The 24,410-nt window shown below is 32.3% G+C and carries 25 protein-coding genes; 1 reads left to right on the forward strand and 24 read right to left on the reverse strand.

Annotated elements, in window-relative coordinates; genetic code table 11:
- Positions 1-27 precede the first annotated feature (27 nt).
- From SHI72_RS18935 to SHI72_RS19050, 24 genes are all read right to left on the reverse strand, one after another.
- A complete protein-coding gene (locus SHI72_RS18935; RefSeq protein WP_039116055.1) occupies positions 28-1,107 on the reverse strand; it encodes an HlyD family secretion protein in 1,080 nt (359 codons plus the stop codon).
- Positions 1,108-1,119: 12 nt separating this feature from the next.
- Positions 1,120-2,451 (reverse strand): TolC family protein, encoded by a 1,332-nt coding sequence (locus tag SHI72_RS18940; protein WP_039116054.1) that lies wholly within the window; start codon positions 2,449-2,451, stop codon positions 1,120-1,122.
- On the reverse strand, positions 2,441-3,070 hold the full coding sequence (locus SHI72_RS18945; RefSeq protein WP_039116052.1) for a TetR/AcrR family transcriptional regulator: 630 nt from the start codon (positions 3,068-3,070) through the stop codon (positions 2,441-2,443). Before SHI72_RS18945 ends, SHI72_RS18940 begins: the two co-directional genes overlap by 11 nt.
- 187 nt (positions 3,071-3,257) lie before the next feature.
- Positions 3,258-3,938 (reverse strand): mutarotase, encoded by a 681-nt coding sequence (locus SHI72_RS18950; protein ID WP_323491034.1) that lies wholly within the window; start codon positions 3,936-3,938, stop codon positions 3,258-3,260.
- A gap of 202 nt (positions 3,939-4,140) precedes the next feature.
- Entirely contained in the window at positions 4,141-4,902 is a 762-nt protein-coding gene (gene trpA / locus SHI72_RS18955; protein ID WP_323491035.1) for a tryptophan synthase subunit alpha, read from the reverse strand.
- A gap of 58 nt (positions 4,903-4,960) precedes the next feature.
- On the reverse strand, positions 4,961-5,698 hold the full coding sequence (locus SHI72_RS18960) for a carbon-nitrogen hydrolase family protein (protein WP_323491036.1): 738 nt from the start codon (positions 5,696-5,698) through the stop codon (positions 4,961-4,963).
- 18 nt (positions 5,699-5,716) lie between these two features.
- Positions 5,717-6,352 (reverse strand): LysE family translocator, encoded by a 636-nt coding sequence (locus tag SHI72_RS18965; RefSeq protein WP_323491037.1) that lies wholly within the window; start codon positions 6,350-6,352, stop codon positions 5,717-5,719.
- 166 nt (positions 6,353-6,518) lie between these two features.
- Positions 6,519-7,700: a tryptophan synthase subunit beta gene (gene trpB, locus SHI72_RS18970; RefSeq protein ID WP_323491038.1), complete on the reverse strand. Its 1,182-nt coding sequence runs from the start codon at positions 7,698-7,700 to the stop codon at positions 6,519-6,521.
- A 21-nt stretch (positions 7,701-7,721) separates the two neighbouring features.
- A complete protein-coding gene (locus SHI72_RS18975) occupies positions 7,722-8,345 on the reverse strand; it encodes a phosphoribosylanthranilate isomerase (RefSeq protein WP_323491039.1) in 624 nt (207 codons plus the stop codon).
- 101 nt (positions 8,346-8,446) lie between these two features.
- Positions 8,447-9,226, reverse strand: a complete 780-nt coding sequence (trpC, locus tag SHI72_RS18980; RefSeq protein WP_323491040.1) for an indole-3-glycerol phosphate synthase TrpC — start codon at positions 9,224-9,226, stop codon at positions 8,447-8,449.
- Between the two features lie 89 nt (positions 9,227-9,315).
- Entirely contained in the window at positions 9,316-10,308 is a 993-nt protein-coding gene (gene trpD / locus SHI72_RS18985) for an anthranilate phosphoribosyltransferase (protein ID WP_323491041.1), read from the reverse strand.
- Positions 10,309-10,364: 56 nt separating this feature from the next.
- Positions 10,365-10,772 (reverse strand): GNAT family N-acetyltransferase, encoded by a 408-nt coding sequence (locus tag SHI72_RS18990; protein WP_039117831.1) that lies wholly within the window; start codon positions 10,770-10,772, stop codon positions 10,365-10,367.
- A 62-nt stretch (positions 10,773-10,834) separates the two neighbouring features.
- On the reverse strand, positions 10,835-12,532 hold the full coding sequence (locus tag SHI72_RS18995) for a right-handed parallel beta-helix repeat-containing protein (protein ID WP_323491042.1): 1,698 nt from the start codon (positions 12,530-12,532) through the stop codon (positions 10,835-10,837).
- Positions 12,533-12,679: 147 nt separating this feature from the next.
- The gene (locus SHI72_RS19000) at positions 12,680-13,246 is read right to left on the reverse strand and encodes an aminodeoxychorismate/anthranilate synthase component II (protein WP_323491043.1); all 567 of its coding nucleotides are present in this window, start codon (positions 13,244-13,246) and stop codon (positions 12,680-12,682) included.
- 98 nt (positions 13,247-13,344) lie between these two features.
- On the reverse strand, positions 13,345-13,803 hold the full coding sequence (locus SHI72_RS19005; RefSeq protein WP_323491044.1) for a hypothetical protein: 459 nt from the start codon (positions 13,801-13,803) through the stop codon (positions 13,345-13,347).
- 100 nt (positions 13,804-13,903) lie between these two features.
- Entirely contained in the window at positions 13,904-15,304 is a 1,401-nt protein-coding gene (locus tag SHI72_RS19010) for an anthranilate synthase component I family protein (RefSeq protein ID WP_039116114.1), read from the reverse strand.
- A 301-nt stretch (positions 15,305-15,605) separates the two neighbouring features.
- Positions 15,606-16,883 (reverse strand): hypothetical protein, encoded by a 1,278-nt coding sequence (locus SHI72_RS19015; protein WP_039116032.1) that lies wholly within the window; start codon positions 16,881-16,883, stop codon positions 15,606-15,608.
- A 247-nt stretch (positions 16,884-17,130) separates the two neighbouring features.
- Positions 17,131-17,697, reverse strand: coding sequence for a YceI family protein (locus SHI72_RS19020; RefSeq protein ID WP_039116031.1), 567 nt, complete (start codon positions 17,695-17,697; stop codon positions 17,131-17,133).
- A 32-nt stretch (positions 17,698-17,729) separates the two neighbouring features.
- Entirely contained in the window at positions 17,730-18,362 is a 633-nt protein-coding gene (locus SHI72_RS19025; RefSeq protein WP_323491045.1) for an NAD(P)H-dependent oxidoreductase, read from the reverse strand.
- A gap of 14 nt (positions 18,363-18,376) precedes the next feature.
- Complete coding sequence (locus SHI72_RS19030) at positions 18,377-18,838, reverse strand: MarR family winged helix-turn-helix transcriptional regulator (RefSeq protein WP_039116029.1); 462 nt, start codon at positions 18,836-18,838, stop codon at positions 18,377-18,379.
- Between the two features lie 323 nt (positions 18,839-19,161).
- Positions 19,162-19,938: an alpha/beta hydrolase family protein gene (locus SHI72_RS19035; RefSeq protein WP_323491047.1), complete on the reverse strand. Its 777-nt coding sequence runs from the start codon at positions 19,936-19,938 to the stop codon at positions 19,162-19,164.
- 62 nt (positions 19,939-20,000) lie between these two features.
- A complete protein-coding gene (locus SHI72_RS19040) occupies positions 20,001-20,417 on the reverse strand; it encodes a DUF6691 family protein (RefSeq protein WP_081912428.1) in 417 nt (138 codons plus the stop codon).
- A gap of 10 nt (positions 20,418-20,427) precedes the next feature.
- Positions 20,428-20,997, reverse strand: a complete 570-nt coding sequence (locus SHI72_RS19045; RefSeq protein WP_039116026.1) for a YeeE/YedE family protein — start codon at positions 20,995-20,997, stop codon at positions 20,428-20,430.
- Between the two features lie 165 nt (positions 20,998-21,162).
- On the reverse strand, positions 21,163-22,578 hold the full coding sequence (locus SHI72_RS19050) for an MBL fold metallo-hydrolase (protein WP_323491048.1): 1,416 nt from the start codon (positions 22,576-22,578) through the stop codon (positions 21,163-21,165).
- Positions 22,579-23,077: 499 nt separating this feature from the next.
- Between SHI72_RS19050 and SHI72_RS19055 the strand changes: the two genes are divergently transcribed.
- Positions 23,078-24,409 (forward strand): cytochrome ubiquinol oxidase subunit I, encoded by a 1,332-nt coding sequence (locus SHI72_RS19055; RefSeq protein WP_323491049.1) that lies wholly within the window; start codon positions 23,078-23,080, stop codon positions 24,407-24,409.
- The last annotated feature ends 1 nt before the right edge of the window (position 24,410 follow it).

The following is a 24,410-nucleotide window of genomic DNA, read 5'->3' on the forward strand; positions in this document are numbered from 1 at the left end:
GATATTTAATCCTGGATAAGTGCAATTTTATTTTATATGTACATCTACATCCACGTTCATTCCTGGTCTCAATAATTTTACTTTTTCGATATCATTATCAGCGTCCAAGTTGATTTTTACAGGTAATCTTTGAATTGTTTTTACAAAGTTACCAGTTGCATTATCAGGAGGAAGTAAAGAAAAACGTGATCCTGTTGCTGGAGAAAATGAAGTAAGAGTTCCTTTAAATTCATGATTAGGATAAGCATCTACTTTTAAAGTTACTTTTTGACCAACAATCATTTTGTTAAGTTGAGTTTCTTTAAAATTAGCTACAACCCAAGCTTCAGAGTTATTGATGATATAAAATAAAGATTGTCCTGGCTGAACTAATTGTCCTGGTTGGATATCTACTTTAGAAACCTGACCGTCAATTGCTGCAGTAACCACAGTATAAGACAAGTTTAAATGAGCAACATCTAATAATGTTTTTGCTTTTTTGATATTTGCAGCAGCAACTTCAGTTTGTTTATCAGTAGCTTTAGATTTTGCCTGAATAACTGATTTTTGGTAAGAACTTGCTTTTTCTTGTTGTTGTAAAACACGTACTTGACTTTCTGCTTCTTCTTTTGCAGTTAATGCTTTTTCGTACTGTTGTTTTGTAATCGTATGACTTTTATACAAGTTATTGTAACGGTTGTAGTCATTTGTTATTTGTACCAATCTAATTTTAGCACTTTCGATATTACCACTTGCAGATCTTACATTTGCATCCGAAACCGAGATGTTTGCCAAAGCACTTCCGATATCTGCTTTTGCAGCCTCAAATGAACCTTCAGCACCTAATAAAGCAGCATTAGCTTCATCAATTTTTAATTGGTAATCTCTTTTGTCTATTGTAAATAAAGTATCTCCTTTTTTTACAAAGTCATTATCTTTTACATAAACCTTACTAATATATCCCGATACTCTTGGGATAATTGGATTCATTTTTTTCTCTATTTGAGCATCATCCGTTTCTTCGTGAGCAAGAGAGTGCATGTATTTGTAGATCCCGTAAGTTCCACCAACTAGAACCAAAAGTGCTAGTATAATTATAAATTTGGTATTTGTTTTTTTCTTTTCCATGTGGGCTGTCGATTATATTTTTGTAAGATTGAATGATTGTGATAATTGTCCTGTTTTTGAAAGCATCTCGTAATATCTCTGGATGATATCGGCTTTAGATGTTGCTGTATTTACTTTGGCACTAAGATGTTCTACATCAGCTTCAAGTAAATCGTTGGTATCAGCAAGACCATTGTCGAATTTATCTTTCAGGATTCTATAATTTTCAGATGCCTGCTCTAATGCTAAGTCATAAACAGCACTTTGTTTTACAGCTAGATTATAGTTTTCGATAGATTGTTGTACTTCGACTTTAATATAATTTGTCAAAATTTCTTCAGAGCTTTTTACTTCATCTGCTTTGCTTTGCGCTTGTTTTATATCAGCTCCTTTTTTTAATATACCACTAAGGTCGTAAGAAACGCCAACTCCAAAGTTCATTGCGTTTTGTACCGTAAGAATATTTCTAACATCTACAGCAGCATAACCACCTAATAAAGAAACAGAAGGGTAGTAAGCACTTTTTGCCATTTTTATGTTAGACTCACTTGCTTTTTCTTGGTAACGTAATGCTTCAAGATCTTTACGATTCTCTAAAGCAGGTTGCTCATTTGTAGGGATATTATCCATTTTATAGTTGATAAAATCACTTTCTCTAACATAAAGCTTAGTTGTAGGATCTAATTTAAGTAAGGTTATCAAATAATAATTCAAAATATTTAAATTTTTATTTGCCTCATCTATAGATAATTGGATTTTAGAAACTAACAATTGAGATTTCAATAAATCATTTCTCGGAATAATTCCATTTTTTTCCAATTCGATAAAATCAGTTACACGCTGTTTAGCTTGTTTTTGATCTTCGTTTAAAAGGTCAATTGTCTTCTGAGCTTTGTATAAATCAGCATAGTAATTTACAACTCTTAAAGCAATGTCTTCTTTAGTTTTTAGTGAAGTAGCAATTTCGGCTTGGTATAAATTTTCAGATATTTTAATACTATTCTGAATTTTAAAACCTGCAAATATTGGTAAACTTGCGCTAAGTTGACCTAACATTAATTGATCAGGATTTGGCATTGATCCAGAGCCAGAACCACTTTCTTGATTCATTTTTAAATCTACTTCAGCACCAGCCAACCTTTGGTATTGTCCAGAAGCTTTTAAATCTGGATATTGGTTGTTTTTAATAGATCTAAGTTCATACTTTTTAGTGTTGACTTTTGTGTTAGCCAACGTGACTTCGTCACTCTTCTCCCATGCTATTCGTACAGCATCATCAAGGGTAAGACTCGTTTTTTCTTGAGCTTCTAATGAGGAAATTCCGACTAGGAAAATCCCAAAGAGCATAATTGGATTAATTTTCATAAACAAGTAAGGCTTTTATAGTTTGTTGAATGTGTTTTGTTAAGTGTGTTTTTATGTAATCGTTATATAAAGCTTCGGTATTTAAATTCAATATTTTTTCGAAGAAGACTTTATTCATATGGAAATGAAAAAAAGTTCCAAGAATAGTAGGAGTGATTAATGGGATAATAACATCTTTTCGGAAAACACCTTTTTCCTGACCTTCATGGATAATGCTTTCCAATGATTTAAGATTGCCTTTCTTTAATTCGGTAAAGTGATTTAAAGTTTTTTCTCTTTTTTTAGATGTCAATTCAAAATGCATAATTCTGAAAATCCCACCATTGCAGTTAATCTTGTTGATATAAAGTTCTATTAACTTATTTACTTTATCGATAGGTTCTAAATCTTCTTGTAGTAAATTTTCTAATTGTAGTTTCAGATCCGATGTTCGATATATAATCAACGATTCGAGTAATCGTTCTTTGGAACCAAAATAATACGACACCATGGCAATGTTAATTTTTGCTTCTTTGGCAATATTTCGTATCGAAGTTCCTTCAAATCCTTTATCAGAAAAAAGCTTTTCTGCAACCTTGAGAATTTGAATTTTTTTCTCGTTTAATTCGATGTGTGACATGAGTGAGTTTCTAATCGGGTACAAAATTAAACAAGTGTTTAATTTAAACAGCTGTTTAGTTTTTATTTAACATAATTTTAACTAAAATATTCCTTTATAAGTGAATGTTTATTTTGTTATATTGTACTGGTTATTAATTAATTAGGTTAATTATAACGATATAGAATATTTAGGGTTTAAGGAATTATTAGATTTTAAAATCAGATAAAGTTTTGACAAATTCAGCTCTTTGATACCAATCATTATGTACCAATTCGAGGTTTTTTATTTCAAATTTTCCGAAGTTATAATCACGGTATTTATGTAGTGTTTTTAAGAATAAATCCTTGTTTTTTATAGGTTTTCTGAACCGTACAACCGTTAAATGTGTAGTAAATAAAGAGTATCGTTTATCGATACTTTGTTCAAGAGTAGTTTGTTTAAACGCTGAACGAAGATTATCTCGTAAATCGTTTATACTTGTATCGCTTGGGAATCCCTGAATCATAACTGCCGAAGGGGAGGCAGTAATTCCGTGTAAATTAATTACTGATTTATTTAAACCAGTAATGCATTTATTAATTACAGCAACATAATCTTGTATTGTAATGTTGTTTAAATCAAATCCATCATAACAAGATATAATAGATAGTATTGTAATATGAATATCCGAATTAGGATAATAATATTGAGAAGCATCAATTCCTTTTAATTCATTTAAAAAAAGTTGAATGCTATTTTTAATCTCTTCTGAAGGTCTAATTAATAATGTAATTCCTAAACGGTTATCGCACAAATCATCAATTTGCGTATCGATAACATAATTGTCATTCGATATTTTCTCACAGGATTCTGTGAACAAATTGTTGTAATGAGAGGCTAAATCCATTTTGTATCGACGTTATTCAGAATAAATTGTGTTTAATTCTTTGCAGAAGGGACGCGGATGATACGGATTTACTAAAGTAAAGACGCGGATAAAACGGATTTTTTAAAAGCAATAGAAAGAAATCTGTTTTTATCCGCGTTTTCGCCTTGGCGAATCTGTGTCATCCGCGTTCCATTATAGACAATCTAGATTCACAAAGATATTATCTAATAGCCTTTACAAACTCGGCAATATTCCCTGTTCCTTTTTCAGATAAATGTTTGATAAAAGCACTTCCGATAATGGCTCCTTTTGCAAATTGAGTTGCCTGATTAAATGTTTCAGCATTATTAATCCCAAAACCAATAACCTGTGGATTTTTAAGATTCATATCGGCAATACGTTTAAAATATGATTCTTGTGTGCTACCAAAACCAGATTGAGAACCAGTAACACTTGCAGAACTTACCATGTATATGAATCCGTTAGAAACGCTATCGATAAATTTTATACGATCATCAGACGTTTGTGGCGTGATTAAGAAAACATTTATTAATCCGTGTTTTTCGAAAATCTCTTTGTATTGCTCTGCATAAACATCTACAGGAAGATCAGGGATAATTAATCCGTCGATTCCTATTGCAGCACATTTTTCGCAAAATTCTTCAACTCCATATTGCAATATCGGGTTAAAATAGCCCATTATTACCAACGGGATTGTTACGCTTTCGCGAATGTTTTCTAGTTGGTTAAATAAAACCTGAGTTGTCATTCCGTTATGCAATGCCTGAGTAGAACTTGCCTGAATTGTTGGTCCATCGGCCAAAGGATCACTAAATGGTAATCCGATTTCGATCATGTCGATTCCGCTTTTTTCTAAATCCTGAATGATTTGCACGGTGTCATTAAGATTAGGATATCCCGCAGAAAAATAGATAGAAAGTATCTTTTTATCTTCTTGTAATTTTTGATTTATTCTGTTCATTTTTTTATTTTTTAGTCTAACAGGTTTTTAAGCCTGTTAGGTATATTATTAAGTTTTTTTAATCTATAACAATCTCACTTGTCCAAGTATCATCTTGATTTTTCACAATCAATAATCCAGCATCCGAATCATTCATTTGAGCGATTAATTCTCCTTTATTATTCCAAAATGCACTTTTTCCGCCCGAAGGATATCCCCATGATTCACCACTAAAGTTAGACATAAGCACATTCATTTTATAGGTACTGGCGTAATCTTGTAACGCTTTATAGGCAACAGGAATTCCGTTTGGCGTAAAGAAAATACTGGCAATATAAATTGCAGTTTTATTCTCGCTTGCATTTTTTGGGTGCAGCGGATTATCAATATCGGCACAAATGGCAAAAGAGATTTTTTTGTTCTCTAATTCGATTGTTGGATTATAATCAAATGACGATTGATAATAAACATCTTCGCCTTCATGAAGAAATTGCTTTGTATAAATAGAAACCGAATTGTCTGGAGAGATAATAAATTCTCCGATAAACAATTGGTCTTTAATTTTTATAGGTGCTCCAGCAACAATTACAATTTTATTATCTACAGCTAATTTTTTTAAATGCTCTAATCGTGAATCATTTTCTGTGAAAGTAAGTTCACTTGCATTTTCTCTTTCATAACCTGTAATCGATAGTTCTGGAAATACGATTAAATCGGCATTTTTTGTTATTGCCAATTCTATAAGACGATAATGATCTAATAAATTAGAATTTATATCTCCTCGTTTTGGCTTGGTCTGAGCTGCTGCTAATATCATTTTAATAATTTGTGTTATTTAGTTCTTATTTGTTAGTGCTACTTTTATTCCTAAACCTATTAAAACAGCTCCACAACTTTTGTTTATATAATTTGAAAGTTTCTTGTTGTACTTTAGTTTTGCAAAAATTATAGAAGAAAAGTTCGCTAAAAATAAGCACCATATTGTTCCTGTAATTGTAAATGTTATTCCAAGTGTTATAAAAGGGACAATAGTATTTTTTAAACCGGAATCTATAAATTGTGGTAGAAACGAAATGAAAAACAATGCGACTTTCGGATTCAATACATTTGTTATTACTCCGTCTCGGTATATTTTTTTTAGATTAATTGATTTCTCCGAAAAAGAAACATCAGTATTAAGTCGAGTTTTGTCCATGAGCATTTGGTAACCAATATATAATAAGTAAGCGGCACCGGCATATTTAATAATACTAAAAACGAGTATAGATTTGGCAATAATAATAGAAAGTCCAAATGCAGCAAGGATTGTGTGTATTAAGGAGCCTGTGGCAATTCCTAGTACAGACATAAATCCAGCTTTTTTTCCTTGTGCCATACTTCTGCTTAATATGAAAATAGTATCATTACCAGGAGTTATATTTAAAAGTAATCCCGTTAAAATAAAAGTTTCATAATGAATTATACCGTTCATATTCTTAATTTTTAATTGTTTTTTGGGGAACTAATTCTACTGATGCTCGATTTGCGTTAGGGATAAAAGCGACATCCTTTTTTAGGCTTTTTTCAGCCTTAAAAAGATATAGCGTCCCGATAGCTATCGGGAAGCCCGACCGTCTTTTTCTGACGGTAACGCCCAACTATAACTTGAAATAATCGATATACGTATTTAAATCTTTATCGCCACGACCGGATAAATTAATAACTACGATTTCGTCTGGTCCAAATTTCTTTTTTTCCAGAACGGCAAGGGCATGACCAGTTTCAATTGCCGGAATAATTCCTTCGGTTTTGGATAATTCTAAACCAAATTGCATGGCTTCGTCATCGGTAATCGAAATAAATTCGGCTCTGCCAGATGCAAATAAATGGGCGAGCATTGGTCCAACTCCTGGATAATCTAATCCTGCCGAGATAGAATAAGGTTCAGTAATTTGTCCGTCGGGAGTTTGCATTAATAATGTTTTACTTCCGTGAATTATTCCGACTTTGCCTAATGCCGATGTTGCAGCACTTTCGCCAGAATCAACACCTAATCCAGCAGCTTCGGCAGCAATAAGCTTTACGTCTTTTTCGTCTAAGAAATGGTAAAAAGACCCTGTGGCATTACTTCCTCCACCTACGCAAGCGATAACGTGATCTGGGTTTTCGCGACCTTCTTTTTCTAATAATTGTGTTTTTATCTCAGCAGAAATTACACTCTGAAAACGTGCTATCATATCGGGATAAGGATGTGGACCAACCACAGAGCCGATGATATAATAGGTATCTACAGGATTATTAATCCAATCGCGTATGGCTTCGTTTGTAGCATCTTTTAAGGTTTTAGAACCTGAAAGCGCCGGACGAACTTCTGCACCTAACATTTTCATACGAGCCACATTTGGCGCTTGGCGCTTAATGTCGATTTCGCCCATATATACAATGCATTGCAATCCCATTAATGCACAAACTGTAGCTGTTGCAACTCCATGCTGACCAGCACCTGTTTCGGCAATAATTCGGGTTTTACCCAGGCGTTTTGCCAGTAAAATTTGTCCAATAGTATTGTTTACTTTATGTGCTCCTGTATGGCATAAATCTTCTCTTTTTAAGTAGATTTTGGTATTGTATTTTTTCGAAAGTCTTTCGGCAAAATATAATGGAGTAGGGCGACCTACATAATCTTTTAATAGTGCATCGAACTCCGCTTGAAAGCTTGGCTCGGTAGTAATTTTTAGATAATTCTGGCGTAGTTCTTCTACATTTGGATATAACATTTCTGGAATGTAGGCTCCTCCAAATTCTCCATAATAGCCTTTTTCGTTGACGTGAAAATTCATTTTGTTTAAAGTTTTAAATGTTTAAAGTTGCAAGTTTTGCTTGAAACTATATAATATGTTTTTATCTTTTAATCCTGGTTCGATTTCGAATTTACTGTTTACATCGATGGCATAAATAGGTAAATTGGTTTTCGAAATTTCTTTTATTGTTGCTATTTCTTCTATTCCGATTCCGCCACTAAGGAAGAATGGTTTTTTTGAATTGTATTTGTTTAATATTTTCCAATCGAATGTGGTTCCGTTTCCGCCGGGTAATTTTCCTTTGGTATCAAAAAGGAAATAATCACAAACTGATTCGTATGGTTTTAATACTTCAAAATCAAAATTTTCATCGGCTGAGAATACTTTGATGAGTTCGATTTTAGTATCAATTTTATTTTTTAATTCCTGACAAAATTCAACCGATTCATGACCGTGTAATTGAATGGCTTGCAAATCGTATTTTGAAATTTTATCTAGAATATCTTCCTGACTTTGATTCACAAAAACGCCAACTTTCTTAATCGATTTTGGTAAATCGGGAATGATTCTGTCAAAATATCTAGCCGATTTTTCCCAGAATATAAATCCCATATAATCGGGTAGGAGTGAACCTACTTCGGTTATATTGTTGGGATATTTCATACCGCAGATTTTTAATTTCATATTTTAAAGTTTAACCGCAAAGGGCGCAAGGTTTTTATATTCTGAATCATTAAAATCGCAAAGTTCGCAAAGCTTTGAGCTGATAGCTCTTTGCCCATAGCCTAAAGCTTTCCAATAAATTCTTTTGCTGCTTGTCCTGCGTTATCGGTTTTCATAAAGTTTTCACCAATTAAGAATCCTTTGTAACCATAAGGTTTTAATTCGTTGATGGCTTCGATAGATGAGATTCCGCTTTCGGAAACTTTTACAAAATCATCAGGAATTTGTGCAGCCAGTTGTTTGCTGAAATCCAGACTAACTTCAAACGTTTTTAGGTTTCTATTATTAACCCCAATCATATCTAATGTTGGCATTATCGATTTCTCTAATTCTTCCTGATTATGAACTTCCAGTAAAACTTCTAATCCTAAGCTTTTTGCAAATTCAGATAATGACTTGATTTCTTCTCTTGTTAAAACCGCAGCGATAAGCAAAATTAAATCGGCTCCATAAGCTTTGGCTTCTAGAATTTGGTATTCATCAACAATAAATTCTTTTCGCAATAACGGAATATTTACCGATGCTCTTGCCAAAAGTAAATCATCGAGTGAACCGCCAAAATATTTTCCATCGGTTAAAACCGAAATTCCGCAAGCACCAGCATTCTCGTATCCTTTTGCCACTTCTTCTACCGTAAAACTTTGGTTTATGACAGATTTAGATGGAGAACGACGTTTGTGTTCGGCAATGATTCCTGTTGAGCTTACTTTTAGTTTTTGACTTAAAGAAATAGTTTTTCTTTCGAAGAAAACAGAAGCTTCTAGTTGCGAAACTGGAATTATTGATTTCTTGAGAACAATTTCACGTTTTTTGTCAACTATTATTTTATCTAGGATGTTCATTTTTTATTTTTGTTTAAAGTTTTCTTTGTTTAAGGTTTAAAGTTTCTCAACGATTCTAAGAACATTAATCCTTAAACTTTAAACTATTTTTATCTACTTAATTCTTGCAATTTCTTTAACGCTTTGTGTGCGTTTCCAGAAAGTAAACTTTCTTTTGCCAATTCAAAACCGTCTAGCGGTGTACATTTTGTAACCGTTGCAATTGCCAATGCTGCATTGGCACAAACCACATTATTTTGAGCTTCGGTTCCTTTTCCTGAAATTATAGATGCAAAGATTTCAGCTGATTCTTCGATAGAATTTCCTCCGTGTATTTCGCTTTGCGCTAAAAGGCGAACGCCAAAATCACTCGGATTTAACATACCTTCCATCGTGTTTGTAATAATCTTTGTTGGACCAGTTAATGAAACCTCATCATAACCATCTAGCGAATGTAATATCGTGAAATTTACATCGGTATTTTGATATAAATACGCATACATTCTAGCCAATTCAAGGTTAAATACACCTAATAATTGGTTTTTTGGAAACGATGGATTTACCATTGGTCCCAGCATATTAAAGAATGTTTTTATAGCTAATTCTTTTCTTATTGAACCTACATTTTTCATTGCTGGGTGAAATAATGGGGCGTGAAGTATGGCAATTCCTGCTTTGTCGATGCATTTTTCAATGTACTCAGGATCATTAGAGAATTTGATTCCCATTTTTTCCATGACGTTACTAGAACCCGAAATCGAAGAAACTCCGTAATTACCATGTTTGGCTACTTTTATTCCTGCACCAGCCGTAACAAATGAAGCCAGAGTTGAAATATTGAAAGTATCTTTTCCGTCTCCACCAGTTCCAACTAAATCGATGGTATTGTAAGCTGATAAATCGACACGGATACATAAGTCTAATAAGGCTTCGCGAAAGCCTGCTAATTCTTCGATGTTAATACTTCGCATCATAAATATGGTCAAGAATGCCGATATCTGACTTGGGTTATAATCACCATTTGATATATTAATCAATACGTTTTTAGCCTCATCTTTAGTAAGGACTTCGTGATTGGTTAATTTGTTTAATATATTTTTCATTTTTTTAAGGCTCTAAGTTTTTTACTGAGACTGAGTACTGCTTACTGAATAGTGATTTAATGTTCGTTTCCTTGATAAATCCACATTGGTTCTGTTTGTCCTGCTCGTTCAAATCCATTTTTGGTATAGAACTCTATTGATTTTCCATCGGCGGTTAACATTTGCATATGGAAGTCACGATATTTTTCCTGCATTTTATCACAAATCATTTTACCTATTCCTTTTCCTTGATATTCTGGGAGTACTAATAAATGTGGATAATAAACAGTTAAATAACCGTCGGAAATTGCATTTCCAAGTCCAACAAGTTTTGTATCATCCCAAGCAGTAATTAAAGTTTCAGAATTTAAAAGTGCTTTATATAATAAATCAGGTTTTTCTGCCGAACTCCATTCATTGGCTTTATACAATGTTATTATATCTTCGATATTAATTTCTTTGGTTTCTAAAATTCTGATATTCATTTTTTTTTAGGTTTAGAGTAGCTGAAACTCTAATTTACTTGCAAAAACAGCTATTATTATTTTTATTTTTTAATAAATTTTCCGGAATCGATAATTGAACTACCATTCATAATTATGTATAGATATATTCCTCTGTTAAAATGACTAGTTATTTTCCATTGATAGGTAGATTTAGATTCGTCTAGTTTAACTTGGTCAATAATTTTACCGTTTATATCGAAAAATTTGATTGAATCGAATGTATAATTTTGATTTGTTTCAAAAGATAAAAAATCGGTTGTAGGATTAGGAAAAACTTTTACGTTTGTTCCTTTTGTATTTGTGAATTCTCCAGTAGATAAATTTCCTCCCAATTCTTTAGCACCAATATCTGCAATTGTACCATTGGTCATACTTATTGATGGGGCACCTGCATTAACAGCTGGGGAATAACTTCTTAAATTGTAAAAAGTATCTTCTGTTTGAACAATAGATTCGAATTCAGGATTCACAAAAATATTGTAATTGGCATCAGAAGGCGTGTTGTTTTTGTTAACTGTGATTATAGGCCCGACACCTATAGGTAAAATATTACCTGTTCCATAATTATTATTATAGAATAAATTATATGTAACAGAGTCTGGTTTATTTACTCCTTGAGAATGAATTCCATAGTGTAAATTGTTCGCTATAATATTAGAATTAATAATAGGATTCGTTATCATAAACTTTTCATTATCATATAAGCCAATACCATTTTGGTTAAATACGATTGTATTGTTTACAATATTTGGTTTACAATAAGCAACAAATATTCCATAGGGATTATTGAATATAATATTACGTTCTACTTTGATACCTGATGTAATTCCTAATCCGACGTAATTACAATTATAAATAATATTTTCCTTTACAAGTGTTGAACTAGAGCTCATTCCAACACTTATTCCATAATATGTATTATCATGTACTTCATTATGATGAATTGTTATTACTCCACTTCCATTAGCTGCTATTCCATGTAAACAATTAAAAATTTTATTATTTTTAATATTAACTACACCAGAGCTTTTGATTCCTAAGCCCGTTTCATCAGAGTGCCTTATTAATGAGTTAGTTAATTCCATATTTCCTCTTATATCTAATAAGGTCTCACCATTGTCATTATGCATCTTTCCATATTCAATAATGCAATAATTCATTTTTGAAGACTCGGTGCTATTGACTAATATCTGATTCCAATCTTTATTAGTTGGAGAGTTACTGTTTGAAGTGAATTTAATGTAATTATTTGCAGAACCATTTGCTAATAATGTTCCATTTACAATCAAAGAATAATAGCCATCAAACTTTACTTCAACGCCTTCTTCAATCGTTAGTGTCTGACCATTAGGAACTGTTATGTTTCCAGTAACTTTATATGTATTCCCCTTTGTCCATAATCCGTTAACATTCCCGCTTACTAATATTAAATTATTAGATGATAAGGTTATGTTATCCAAAGTCATAGTTCCATTTATAAAAATATCTAATAACTCATAAGTTTGATATCCATTCTTTTGGTATTTTATATTATAAACTCCATTAGGGATGTTTACAATAAAACTTCCATCCGATTTTGATACTATTTCATTTAAAACAGCGCTTGGTGAAAGGGGGGAAAATGTAATAGTACAGTTTTCAAAATTTGCCGTATTGTCTAAAAAGACATTTCCATTCACATCTGCAGCAAATGTATAAGATGATATTAATATAAGTAATATGAGTAATTTTTTCTTCATTTTGTTTTTTTAAGGGATTTGTTTTAATAATATTGAATAGTGATTTTTACTTATTGTAAATTTCATTCATAATGATTAACTTATTTTCAATTTCTAATTAATGGCTATGAATGAAAGTGATATATTTTTTTAAGCTTAAAGTAATAACTAATTTTTAACCCAATTCTCTAACATTTTTTTTCCGTTTGGTGTCAATACACTTTCAGGATGAAATTGTACTCCGCGAACATCATAGGTTCTGTGTCTTAATGACATTACTTGTCCGTTTTCGTCGTAAGATGTAGCTTCGAGAACATCGGGTAAAGTAGCATCGACAACCCATGAGTGATAACGCCCTACTTCAAATTCTTTTCCTAAACCTTCAAATAAAAGTTCATCATCTACAACCGTTTTTACATTGGTAGCTACACCATGATATACTTTGTCTAGGTTTGATAATGTTCCTCCAAAAACTTCTCCTATAGCTTGTTGTCCTAAACAAACGCCTAGTATGCTTTTGGTTGGTGCATATTTTTGAATAACAGCTTTTAGTAAACCTGCTTCGTCTGGAATTCCTGGTCCTGGTGAAAGTAATATTTTGTCGAAACTTGCTATTTCATCAATATCAAATTCATCATTTCTGTACACGGTTACTTCGCAATTTAAATCTTCCAGATAATGTACAAGATTATAAGTGAAGCTATCGTAGTTATCTATTACTAGTATTTTTTTCATTTTTTTTGAGGTTCTAAGTTGCTATCCCGAAGTTTCGGGACTGAGGTACTAAGTTTTAAACTGTGACTGAATACTGAAACTGGCAACTAATTTTTTATTTATTTTTCTCGAACGTATTTTTCGATGATTATTCTATCTATTCCAAGTTTTTCAATTTTTTCAACTCCTTTTTGAAATAAGGTATCGTTTTTAACTTTTACTGTAAATTCAAATTTGTTGTTCTCCCAGTCTCTATTATTGAAATATTCTAAATTCTCTGTGTATGTACTATCTTTTAAAGTATATTTCCCTCCACCTCCGAAGAATAGTACATCTGCTTTTTTCCCGTTATTTAAGTCATGGTTAAAGAATGCAAAGTGGGAGTCATTTATAATTTTAATCATTTTGGTTTTTGGATTGAATGTTGAAAAAGTTGAATCTTTTTCGGTTGTCTCTGCCGATATAAGTCGCCAGGTTCCTTCAATGTCTTTTTTAATACTTGTAGTTTCTTGCTTGTTTTTCTCGTTGCAAGAAGTTAAAAATACCATAACCAATAATAATCCAATAGTGTTTTTCATAGTTTTTAGTTGTTTAATTTTTATTTAATGTTTGGTTTGTTAAGTTGTAATTTTTAAGCTTTTCGTTCGGAACTAAAGACTGAAAAACTGTGACCGAATACTAAATTTTCTCTGCCATTTCAAGAGCGGTATTTAATGCTCTTAATTTATTATATACTTCTTGCATTTCGCTTTCTTCGTCTGAGTTTGCTACGATTCCAGCTCCAGCCTGACAATGTAATTGGTGGTTTTTGCTCAAGAAAGTACGAATCATGATGGCATGGTTAAAGTTGCCTTCAAAATCCATAACACCGATAGCACCACCATAAAAAGTACGATTGGTTTTTTCGTATTCTTCTATAAGTTGCATGGCTCTGTGTTTTGGTGCTCCACTTAATGTTCCTGCTGGAAAGGTGTCGGCTACGACTTGCATTGTAGTTGCTTTTTCATGTAAATGTCCTGTAACTTTTGATACTAAGTGTATTACATGAGAGAAGAATTGTACTTCACGATATTTCTCTACGTTTACATCGTGTCCGTTTCGGCTTAAATCATTTCTGGCTAAATCGACTAACATTACGTGCTCGCTATTTTCTTTTTTATCTTCAGATAATTGTTTGGCAAGAATTGCGTCTTGTTCATCATTTCCTGTTCTTTTGAAAGTTCCGGCAATAGGATGAATTTCGGCTTTACGATTTTTTACAATAATTTGTGCTTCTGGTGAAGAACCAAATATTTTGAAATCACCATAATCAAAAAAGAATAAATAAGGTGAAGGATTGATGCTTCGTAATGCTCTGTACACATTAAATTCATCACCTTTAAACCCTTGTGTGAATCGACGAGATAGAACTAATTGGAATACATCGCCACGGAAACAATGTTTTTTTGCTAAAGCTACATTATGCTTAAATTCTTCATCTGTTAGATTTGAGAATCCTTCGCCTTCTTTAGAGAATTGGTATGAAGCAATATTTCTTGATTGCAATAATTGTTCTATTTCCGAAATATTATTTCTTCCATCTACGCTATGGCAAAAGATATAAGCTTCATTTTTAAAATGATTTATTGCAATTATATTTTGATAAACTGCATAATATACATCAGGAATAGAAATGCTATTGTCTTTTTTTGCAATAGTTACTTTTTCGAAATAACGAACGGCATCGTAAGAGATATAGCCAAATAATCCGTTGTTGATAAATTTGAAATCGTTTTTCTCCGATTTAAATTGTCCTGAAAATTCCTGAATAATTTCTGGAATATTAGTCGAATCATCAATTGCTATTTTTTCTGTAGTTCCATCAGGATAAGCTTTAGAAATAGTTTCGTTCTCGATTTTAATACTTGCAATTGGGTTGCAGCATATGTAAGAGAAACTATTATCGTTTCCGTGATAATCGCTACTTTCCAGCAATAAACTATTAGGGAATTTATCTCTAATTTTAAAGTAAATGCTCACAGGCGTTACAGTGTCTGCAAGGATTTGTTTGTAGTGTGTGTTGAGTATAAAAGGTTTCAATGTGTTGATTTTTTTAAGATTTAATATATTATTTTCCGGAAAATTATGAACAAAAAAAAAGACTTGTCGTGATGACAAGCCTTTCATATTTATAGTTTGAATAATACCATAGGAAGCTTAGTTCACGACGTCTGACGTAAATTGTTCCACCACCAAGTATTATTTGTAATTGTTTTCATAAACTTTTTTGTTGGTACAAATATATAAATGTAATTTGAGTATTCGTATACATTGTTTTAAAAAAATCTCTATTTTTTTGAGTTTTTTGTTAAATTTAATTTAAGTATCCCATTTTAATGGCTTAATTTCCACTGACTAATGTATTATTTAAGTTCATTCTAAAATCTGGATTTGCTTTAATATTAGGTTCTGTAAATAATGCGACATTTCTTATAGTTGTATATTCTAAGTTAAATGCAGGGTTTTGATACCAGTTTTTAATGCCCGAATCAAAGTTAGAATTTTCGCTTAAAATAGCACCTTGACAGTTATTGATTATTAATCCGTTTAGTTTAATTTTTTCTAGGTTAACAATTCCATCTCCAATTTTTCCTTGAAAAACCATAAAGGGTGTAAAACCTGAGATTACACTATTATTTAAGGTAAAATAACTATTTTCTCCTATATGTGCAGCTTCGCGAACAAGTCCTTGATTACTTTCTTCCAGATTTACCAAGGTAATATTATTGGCAGTTATCTTGGTTAGTTTTTTGCTTGTATCTGTACTTTCTATTTTGTCATACGAATCGATTTCAAAGCATCTTGAACCTGAAATATCCGAAGAGTAGGGGTGACGAATGGCAATACTATTATTTATAGTGCATTGTACACCTTGTGTAAAATCAAAATCATCATCGGTTGCTCGGTAGGAAACTAAGTTATTCATTACGACATCTCCGCCATAAGATTCAAAAGAATCATCATTAGAATAACTGATCTGAATATATTCTAACTTGGTTTTACGACCAACTCCAGCCAATGATAAACCATTAATTTCTTTTAGAGCATTTAATTTTCTACCAGAGTATTCGATACGTATGTATTTTAAAATACCAGAGTTATCGTCAGCATCTTGTCCGCCATAGTGATTTACAACAGGATCTAGATTAAAATCTAAGAAACTAACTCCACCCATTTTATTAATCGGTGCTTTTCCCAGAAGGATTATTCCGCCCCAATCTCCAGGTTTTCTTTCTGCAACATTCTTGTTAGATGTAAAGATAATTGGGTCAGTTTCTAACCCTTCGGCCATTATCTTAGAACCATTTGTTATTACCAGCGTACCACAAGTTTTATCATCTCCTCTTATTACCGTTCCGGGTTCAATCGTTAAAACGGCATTATTGGTTAAATATACAACACCAACTAATTGATATGTATTTCGTTTATATAATTTGGTATCCTTATCGATAGTTCCTGCCAGAATATTTGTAGCTTCATTATATTCGATAGAAGCTGGTTTAAAATTGGTCCATTTATTCATCCAGTTTGATGCGCCAACAATCCCTTTTTGTTGTTGTGCATTGACTATAATACTACTTACTAAACAAATAATTACAAGGTGTAAATTTTTTTTCATAGTGGTGTCTTTAGCAAAATTTGATTTTTGGATAAAAGTCTTTTGGTTGCGACAAAGACTCTTTTTTAATTGTCCCAAAAGTAAAAGTGGTTTGTTAATCAAAGAATGGTAAGATATTATGAAAGTGTTATTATACCTTTAAGAACGTTATTTTATTTGTCACAAAGTGAATATTAAAATTGAAGGCAAAAAAAAATCCCAACAATTTAATTGTTGGGATTTTCTGAATTAGTAAGCTTGTGTGATATTAGAATTTTAAAGCTACAGTTAATTCAAAATCATCATTGATGGTTTTGTCTCCTAAGTTTTCAAAGAAGTTTCCTGAGTTGTATTTAATATCATATTTAGTTCTGTCAACTTTAAATGCAGTTGTAGCAGTGTTACCATTTACAGTAATATCAAAAGTTACTGGTTTAGTAATTCCTTTGATAGTTAAATCTGCAGTTACAGTATAAACGTCAGTTGCTTTTGCTCCGATAGTTTTGAAAACTAATTTAGCAGTTGGGAATTTTTCAGTTCCAAAGAAATCATCTGCTTTCAAATGACCGTTTAATTTTCCTTGGTATTCACCAGAAAGGTCAGTTGCGTTAATAGATGTCATATCTACAGTGAAAGTTCCACCAGCTAATTTTTTTCCTTTAAATACTAAAGCACCATCTTTTAGGTTTACAGTCCCAGAGTGTTCTCCAGTTACTTTTTTTCCTACCCATTTAACAGTACTTGTTTTAACGTCAACTTTTTTAGTTTGTGCGTTAATTGAAACTGATGATAAAGCTACTACTAGAGCTAAAGCGATTGATTTTAAATTTTTCATTTTGTTTGATTTTAATAAATTTGGATTAATAATTATAGTGTGATAAATAATTCTTCTTGAGATTTTCTTACTTTTTTATGATGCTGTGTTGCATCTTCTTCGTGTCTGTATCCTACAGTTGCGATAACAGAAGCGTTTAAATTTAAAGCATCTAAGCCTAAGATTTCATTAAATGCAGCTGGGTCAAAACCTTCCATTGGCGTAACGTCAATTTTTAATTCTGCAGCAGCATTCAATAAATTACCTAAAGCTAAATAAGTTTGTTTAGATGCCCAGGTATTTTTTACATCTGCTGGAAGGGTAGAGATTTTAGATTTCATAAAATCGCTATATCCAGATAATGATTCAGCAGGAATTCCTCTTGTTTCGCTAATATTTTTGATAAAACCATCAATTTCAGCATCACCAATATTAGTGTCATTTGCAAAAACAACCAAATGAGATGCTTCAACAATTTGAGATTGTCCCCAAGCTACTGGTTGTAATTTTGCTCTTAATTCTGGTGACTCAACAAAAATTACTTTATATGGTTGTAATCCGTATGAAGACGAACTTAAACGTATCGCTTCTTTAAGTATATTTAAATCTTCTGTTGAGATTTTTTTGGTCGCATCAAACTTTTTGGTTGCGTATCTCCAATTTTGATTTTCTAGGAAAGTATTCATGTTATTTATTTGTATTAATTTTTTTGATTTCTAAATTTCTCTAATAATTCATTTAATAATTCTAATTCTTCTGTTGTCAGGTTTTCAGAAAAAACAGTTTCGTGTTCAATTACTTTTGGATCTAGTTCTTTTAAAACACCCAATCCTTTTTCTGTAATCGATACTTCTATTTTTCTTCTATTATTTGGGCATACATTTCTGGTGACAAAATCCTTAAGTAATAATTTATCGACTAATCGGGTTGTATTGCTTGTTTTTGCCAGCATTCGGTCCTGTATAACACACATGTTAGCTGGATTTCCTTTTTGACCTCTTAATATACGCAACACATTATATTGTTCTCCTGATAAATCATAAGGTTTTAAAACCTCATTAAATTTATCCTGAAGTACATTTTGTGTATACATGATATTCAGAATAACTCTTTTTGGATTATCCATCTTAACGGTACTTTTTATTACATCTTCAATTGTCATAGTCGTCAGTGTATAATTTGTATATACAAATGTAGTATGTTTTTATTGTTGTATATACAAATGTGTTGTTAAATTTACGTTAATATTATTGAAGAGGATTTTTTTGTGGTTGGAAATCGAGTTTAAAATTAGGGAAATATAATTTATAATTTGAATTTAAGGTGTTGATTAATTGAAGTTTAATTGTTTCTTAAAGTGGCGTGAGTCTTTGCGGAGGGCTTGAATTCAGACAAAGATTTCTGATTGAAGTGCAAAAAAGAAACCCGACAAATTTTTAAAATCTGTCGGGTTTACTGTCTTAAATAAGTGAAATATAATATAAGTTATTTTTCACTTAAGGATTCTTCTATAAAGGTATTTATTGTTTTTTGTTCTTCGATTGTTGCGTCATTGTCCATATCACTATGATTAATAGTTGTGAATAGAACTTTGATTCCATATTTTTTTTGTTCTTGCTCCGTAGGTAATACGCCTTCGTCTGCACTATAGTTTTTAGAGCGCAACGTATATACTTTAGGTTTATAAACTCTGGGAAGAGGCATTCTTCGGTTATCCATTGTTATAATTCTATAAACCAATTCAGGATATTTATCAGCAAATAGAGCTGTCATATCTCCGCCATTCGAATGTCCTATTAAGGTTAGATGTTTGAAATCTAACTCAGGATTTGTTTTTTTAAATTCATTCAATACATATCGAATGTTTTCAACACCTCGATCCCAATTTGGTCTTCTGGTAATTTTTAAATCTCCTTCCATTGCAAGAAGGTCATCAGTTGGTAATTCGTGTTGAATACTGACAACAAAATATCCTTTTGACGCTAAATTTTCAGTTAAATGGGAATAAATCATATTATCTCCACCTTTGTTTTCTCCATATCCATGACTGAAAATTATTACCTGTTGGTTATTTATTTTCTTGTCTGTATTTGGATGATATATGGCAACAGGAATTTTTCTATCCCTTGAATTATCAAATATTTCTATGTTGTCCAACTTAACGTCATAAGTAGTATTTGATACTTGACTATTCGTTTTCTTATTGCCTGAACAACTTATCAATAGTAAGCAAAGTAAAATCTGAGAATATATTTTGGTCATTTAGCTATGCTTCTATAAAATTTGTTTGCGAGGATATCTAATAATTAAGTTTAGGAAAAATATTAATGAGGTAAATTATCTTTAAAATAACCATAAACCCAAGTTCCTAATATTGCGCTTACCAATGTTACTGCAATTACTGTAACTCCAGTTCCTATTTGTGCAAATAGGGGACCAGGGCAAGCTCCGGTAATTGCCCAACCAAATCCAAATAACAATCCGCCATAAATCTGACCTTTACTAAATGTTTTAGGCTCAATCTTGATTTCTTCTCCCTGAATAGTTTTTACTTTGAATTTTTTTATCAAAAAAACAGATAGCATTCCTACTGCAACTGCGCTTCCGATTACGCCGTACATAAAGAAAGATTGTAAACGGAACATTTCCTGAATACGATACCAGCTGATGATTTCGGCTTTTACGAATACTATGCCGAATACAATTCCGACAAGCATATATTTTAAGTTTGAAATTTTCATTTTTAAAGTTTTAAAGTGAAAGTATATAAGGAAGAATCAGGTTTGCCATAACAAATCCGCCAATCATAAAGCAAATAGTTGCTACCAGCGAAGGCCATTGCAAATTAGAAATCCCCATGATCGCGTGTCCACTTGTGCATCCTCCCGCATAACGCGTTCCGAAACCTACAAGAAAACCACCTACTACAATCATTATAAAACCACGTAGGGTTAATAAACTTTCCCATGAAAAAAGCTGAACTGGCATTAATCCCGAATTATCGGTAATACCATAAGTCGCTAACTCAGTTGTAAGTTTTGAGTTTATTTCGATAGCATTTGGATTCGATAAGAAAACAGTTGCTATTATTCCGCCTAAGAATATTCCGAAGACAAAGAATAAATTCCAGCTTTCTTTTTTCCAATCATATTTAAAGAATGAAATATTTGCAGGAATACACATAGCACATATATGGCGTAATGATGAACTAATACCAAATGCTTTGTTACCAAAAATTAATAATATAGGTACAGTCAATCCAATTAACGGACCTGAAACGTACCAAGGCCAAGGTTCTTTTATAATTTCAATTAAATTCATTTGTTACTTTTTTATTTAGGTTCAAAGCGGCAAAGGTTCAGAGGTTCAAAGGTTGAAATCTTTGTCGTTTTGTGTCTTTGTTACTTTTTTATTTAGGTTTGGAGTGGCAAAGATACAAAGGCTAAAATCTTTGTTGCTTTGTACCTCTGTACCTTTGTTACTTATTTACTTTAAAACTTTGCTTTGACAAACGAAATCTGATTTTGGAATTGTAGTTTTTGCAATAGCATTAAAACCACCTTCAACTTCGGTGAAGTTTCTAAATCCTCGTGCTTGTAATATCGATGCAGCAATCATACTTCTGTATCCGCCAGCGCAATGCAAATAAAAATGCTCTTTGGGATCAATATCTTTTACCCAGTCATTAATATAAGCTAATGGTTTGTTGTAAGCCTCTTCTATATGTTCGGCACTATATTCGGTTTCTTTACGAATGTCGATTACTTTGTTTTCTTCAAGTTTAAATTCACTTGCAAATTGATCAGGTGTAATTCTGTTTACCGTATCAATTTCGTAACCTGCATTTTTCCAGGCATCAAAACCACCTTCAAGATGTCCGATAATCGAATCAAAACCTACACGACTTAATCGGGTTACAGCTTCTTCTTCCAGACCTTTTTCGGTTACTAATACAATAGGTTGTTTTACATCGGCAATTAAAGTTCCTACCCAAGGAGCAAAATCACCGTTGATTCCGATATTTACCGATTGCGGAATAAATCCTTTGCTAAAATCGCCATTATTTCTAGTATCCAAAATCAAAGCACCAGTTTCTTCTACTACTGCTTCAAATTCGTCAACTTTTATAGTTTTCATTCCGTTATCTAAAACAGATTCAAAACTTTCATAACCGCTTTTGTTCATAGCCACATTCATGCTAAAATAAGCAGGAGGAGGTAGTAAACCATCGGTTACTTCGGTAATAAATTCAGCTTCGGTCATATTAGCACGCAAGGCATAATTGGTTGCTTTTTGGTTACCAATTGTCGATACCGTTTCTTTACTCATGTTTTTACCACAAGCACTTCCTGCACCGTGAGCTGGATATACAATAACATCATCTGCCAAAGTCATTATTTTAGTTCGTAACGAATTAAATAATATGGCTGCTAATTGTTCTTGTGTCATCGAAGTGGCTTTTTGAGCTAAATCGGGACGACCAACATCTCCAATAAATAAAGTATCTCCAGAAAAAATCGCATAATCTTTTCCGCTTTCATCAATTAATAAATAAGTAGTGCTTTCCATGGTATGCCCAGGAGTATGCAACGCTTTTATTGTGATGTTTCCTAATTTAAACTCTTGTCCGTCGGTTGCAGAAACACAATCGAATCCACATTCGGCATTTGGGCCATAAATAATTGGTGCACCAGTTTCTTTACTTAAATCAACGTGTCCTGAAACGAAATCGGCATGGAAATGAGTTTCGAAGATGTATTTTAATTTTACTTGGTCACGATTTAAACGATCTAAGTAGGGTTGTATTTCTCTAAGTGGATCTATAATCGCAGCTTCGCCATTTGAAGTAATGTAATAGGCGCCCTGTGCTAAACATCCGGTATAAATTTGTTCAATTTTCATTGTTGTGTAATCTTAAATAATGTTTTACAAAGGTAACTTTGTTTTTTTGGAAAATAAGTGACTAATGTTACAGAATTTTTTTTGAGCTAAAAAAAAGAAAAATTGAACTGTATGAGTGATATAAGTAAATAGTAGTCAGCCTATTTATATAAAAGTTAAATTAACTTAGATCACTTATAATCTAAAAAAAAATAATGGTAGGGTAGTTAAGTAAGTAATTCACTATATAAGTGATATAAGTAAATGTAAGTTAAGCTATTTGAGTGAAACTTAAATGGGCTTAAATGACTTAAATGGTTTAAAAAAATAATGGTATAGTGTTTAAGTAAGTAATGCTTGTTTTTAGTTGTGTGGTTTTTATGTAATTAGTGTTTTAGCTGTTTTTGAACTAACTAAAAATTTTTATAAAGGCAAGGTGATAAAGTTTTTTTTATGTCATTAAATGTTACATTTAATAGGTAAATTTGCGAAACCTCATAATAAAATAAAATACGCTAGTATGGAAGAAATGCTTTTTTATGACCGAATGCAATTCGCATTTACAATAACTTTTCACTACCTCTTTCCGCAACTTACAATGGGACTTTCCTTAATCATTGTATATTTTAAATGGAAATATTTAAAAACACAAAACGAACAATACAATCATGCCACTCATTTTTGGATGAGAATCTTCGCCTTGAATTTTGCAATGGGTGTTGTTACGGGAATCCCGATGGAGTTTCAGTTTGGAACCAATTGGGCTAAGTTCTCGGAATTAACAGGTGGGATTATTGGGCAAACTCTTGCAATGGAAGGGATGTTTTCTTTTTTCTTAGAGTCATCGTTTCTTGGAATATTCCTATTTGGAGAAAAAATACTCGGACATAAATGGCATTTTGTCACCGGATTACTGATATGTATAGGTTCGTGGGCAAGTGGATTTTTAATCATTGCCACACATTCGTGGATGCAAAATCCTGTGGGATATGAAATCCTTGAAAACGGAAGATTTGTACTAACTAATTTTCAAGCCTTGTTCCTTAATCCTTGGTTGTGGCCTTCATATTTACACAATCAGGCAGCTTCGATGGTAACAAGTTCATTTGTTGTTGCAGGAATTGGAGCTTTTTATATTTTGAGTAAAAAGAATTTGACTTACGGAAAACTATTCGTGAAAACGGGTGTTATCTTCGGATTGATTTCGTGTGTAATAGTTGCAGTTCCTACAGGTGATTTACTGGCTAAAAATGTGGTAAAATACCAGCCTGTAACTTTTGCAGCTATGGAAGGAATTTTTCATACTGAGAAAAAAGGTTCTGAAATTGTTCTTATCGGTCAGCCCGATGTAAAAGATAAAAAACTAGATAATAAAATAGCCGTTCCTAATATATTGAGTTTCTTAACTTACGGAAGCTGGCATGAAGAAATTAAAGGATTGGACCAGTTTGACGAAAGTGTTCATCCAACGAATATATCTGGATTGTATTATGCTTATCATATTATGGTAGGATTAGGGACAATTTTTATAGGATTGATGGCTATGGCAGTTTTGCAACTTTGCCGAAAAAAACTATTCGAAACCAAATGGATTTTATGGTCGCTACTTTTTATGCTTCCGTTTCCTTATATCGCCAATACTACAGGATGGTACACTGCCGAATTAGGACGTCAGCCGTGGTTGGTTTATAATTTATTACGCACTGCCGAGGGTGCTTCGCCAACGGTTTCCTCAGGGAATACATTATTTACATTATTAGGATTTATAGGATTGTATCTTTTATTGGGCATGTTGTTTTTGCTTATGGTTGGAAAAATCATCAATAAAGGACCTCACACAGAAAAAATATAAT

This window comes from Flavobacterium sp. PL02, from assembly GCF_035013205.1.
Classification (GTDB): Bacteria; Bacteroidota; Bacteroidia; order Flavobacteriales; family Flavobacteriaceae; genus Flavobacterium.

Excerpts from the sequence above, each read along its gene's own strand:
- SHI72_RS18935 (WP_039116055.1), bottom strand. The coding sequence starts at position 1,107 with ATGGAAAAGAAAAAAACAAATACCAAATTTATAATTATACTAGCACTT.
- SHI72_RS18940 (WP_039116054.1), bottom strand. The coding sequence starts at position 2,451 with ATGAAAATTAATCCAATTATGCTCTTTGGGATTTTCCTAGTCGGAATT.
- SHI72_RS18945 (WP_039116052.1), bottom strand. The coding sequence starts at position 3,070 with ATGTCACACATCGAATTAAACGAGAAAAAAATTCAAATTCTCAAGGTT.
- SHI72_RS18950 (WP_323491034.1), bottom strand. The coding sequence starts at position 3,938 with ATGGATTTAGCCTCTCATTACAACAATTTGTTCACAGAATCCTGTGAG.
- trpA (WP_323491035.1), bottom strand. The coding sequence starts at position 4,902 with ATGAACAGAATAAATCAAAAATTACAAGAAGATAAAAAGATACTTTCT.
- SHI72_RS18960 (WP_323491036.1), bottom strand. The coding sequence starts at position 5,698 with ATGATATTAGCAGCAGCTCAGACCAAGCCAAAACGAGGAGATATAAAT.
- SHI72_RS18965 (WP_323491037.1), bottom strand. The coding sequence starts at position 6,352 with ATGAACGGTATAATTCATTATGAAACTTTTATTTTAACGGGATTACTT.
- trpB (WP_323491038.1), bottom strand. The coding sequence starts at position 7,700 with ATGAATTTTCACGTCAACGAAAAAGGCTATTATGGAGAATTTGGAGGA.
- SHI72_RS18975 (WP_323491039.1), bottom strand. The coding sequence starts at position 8,345 with ATGAAATTAAAAATCTGCGGTATGAAATATCCCAACAATATAACCGAA.
- trpC (WP_323491040.1), bottom strand. The coding sequence starts at position 9,226 with ATGAACATCCTAGATAAAATAATAGTTGACAAAAAACGTGAAATTGTT.
- trpD (WP_323491041.1), bottom strand. The coding sequence starts at position 10,308 with ATGAAAAATATATTAAACAAATTAACCAATCACGAAGTCCTTACTAAA.
- SHI72_RS18990 (WP_039117831.1), bottom strand. The coding sequence starts at position 10,772 with ATGAATATCAGAATTTTAGAAACCAAAGAAATTAATATCGAAGATATA.
- SHI72_RS18995 (WP_323491042.1), bottom strand. The coding sequence starts at position 12,532 with ATGAAGAAAAAATTACTCATATTACTTATATTAATATCATCTTATACA.
- SHI72_RS19000 (WP_323491043.1), bottom strand. The coding sequence starts at position 13,246 with ATGAAAAAAATACTAGTAATAGATAACTACGATAGCTTCACTTATAAT.
- SHI72_RS19005 (WP_323491044.1), bottom strand. The coding sequence starts at position 13,803 with ATGAAAAACACTATTGGATTATTATTGGTTATGGTATTTTTAACTTCT.
- SHI72_RS19015 (WP_039116032.1), bottom strand. The coding sequence starts at position 16,883 with ATGAAAAAAAATTTACACCTTGTAATTATTTGTTTAGTAAGTAGTATT.
- SHI72_RS19020 (WP_039116031.1), bottom strand. The coding sequence starts at position 17,697 with ATGAAAAATTTAAAATCAATCGCTTTAGCTCTAGTAGTAGCTTTATCA.
- SHI72_RS19025 (WP_323491045.1), bottom strand. The coding sequence starts at position 18,362 with ATGAATACTTTCCTAGAAAATCAAAATTGGAGATACGCAACCAAAAAG.
- SHI72_RS19030 (WP_039116029.1), bottom strand. The coding sequence starts at position 18,838 with ATGACAATTGAAGATGTAATAAAAAGTACCGTTAAGATGGATAATCCA.
- SHI72_RS19035 (WP_323491047.1), bottom strand. The coding sequence starts at position 19,938 with ATGACCAAAATATATTCTCAGATTTTACTTTGCTTACTATTGATAAGT.
- SHI72_RS19040 (WP_081912428.1), bottom strand. The coding sequence starts at position 20,417 with ATGAAAATTTCAAACTTAAAATATATGCTTGTCGGAATTGTATTCGGC.
- SHI72_RS19045 (WP_039116026.1), bottom strand. The coding sequence starts at position 20,997 with ATGAATTTAATTGAAATTATAAAAGAACCTTGGCCTTGGTACGTTTCA.
- SHI72_RS19050 (WP_323491048.1), bottom strand. The coding sequence starts at position 22,578 with ATGAAAATTGAACAAATTTATACCGGATGTTTAGCACAGGGCGCCTAT.
- SHI72_RS19055 (WP_323491049.1), top strand. The coding sequence starts at position 23,078 with ATGGAAGAAATGCTTTTTTATGACCGAATGCAATTCGCATTTACAATA.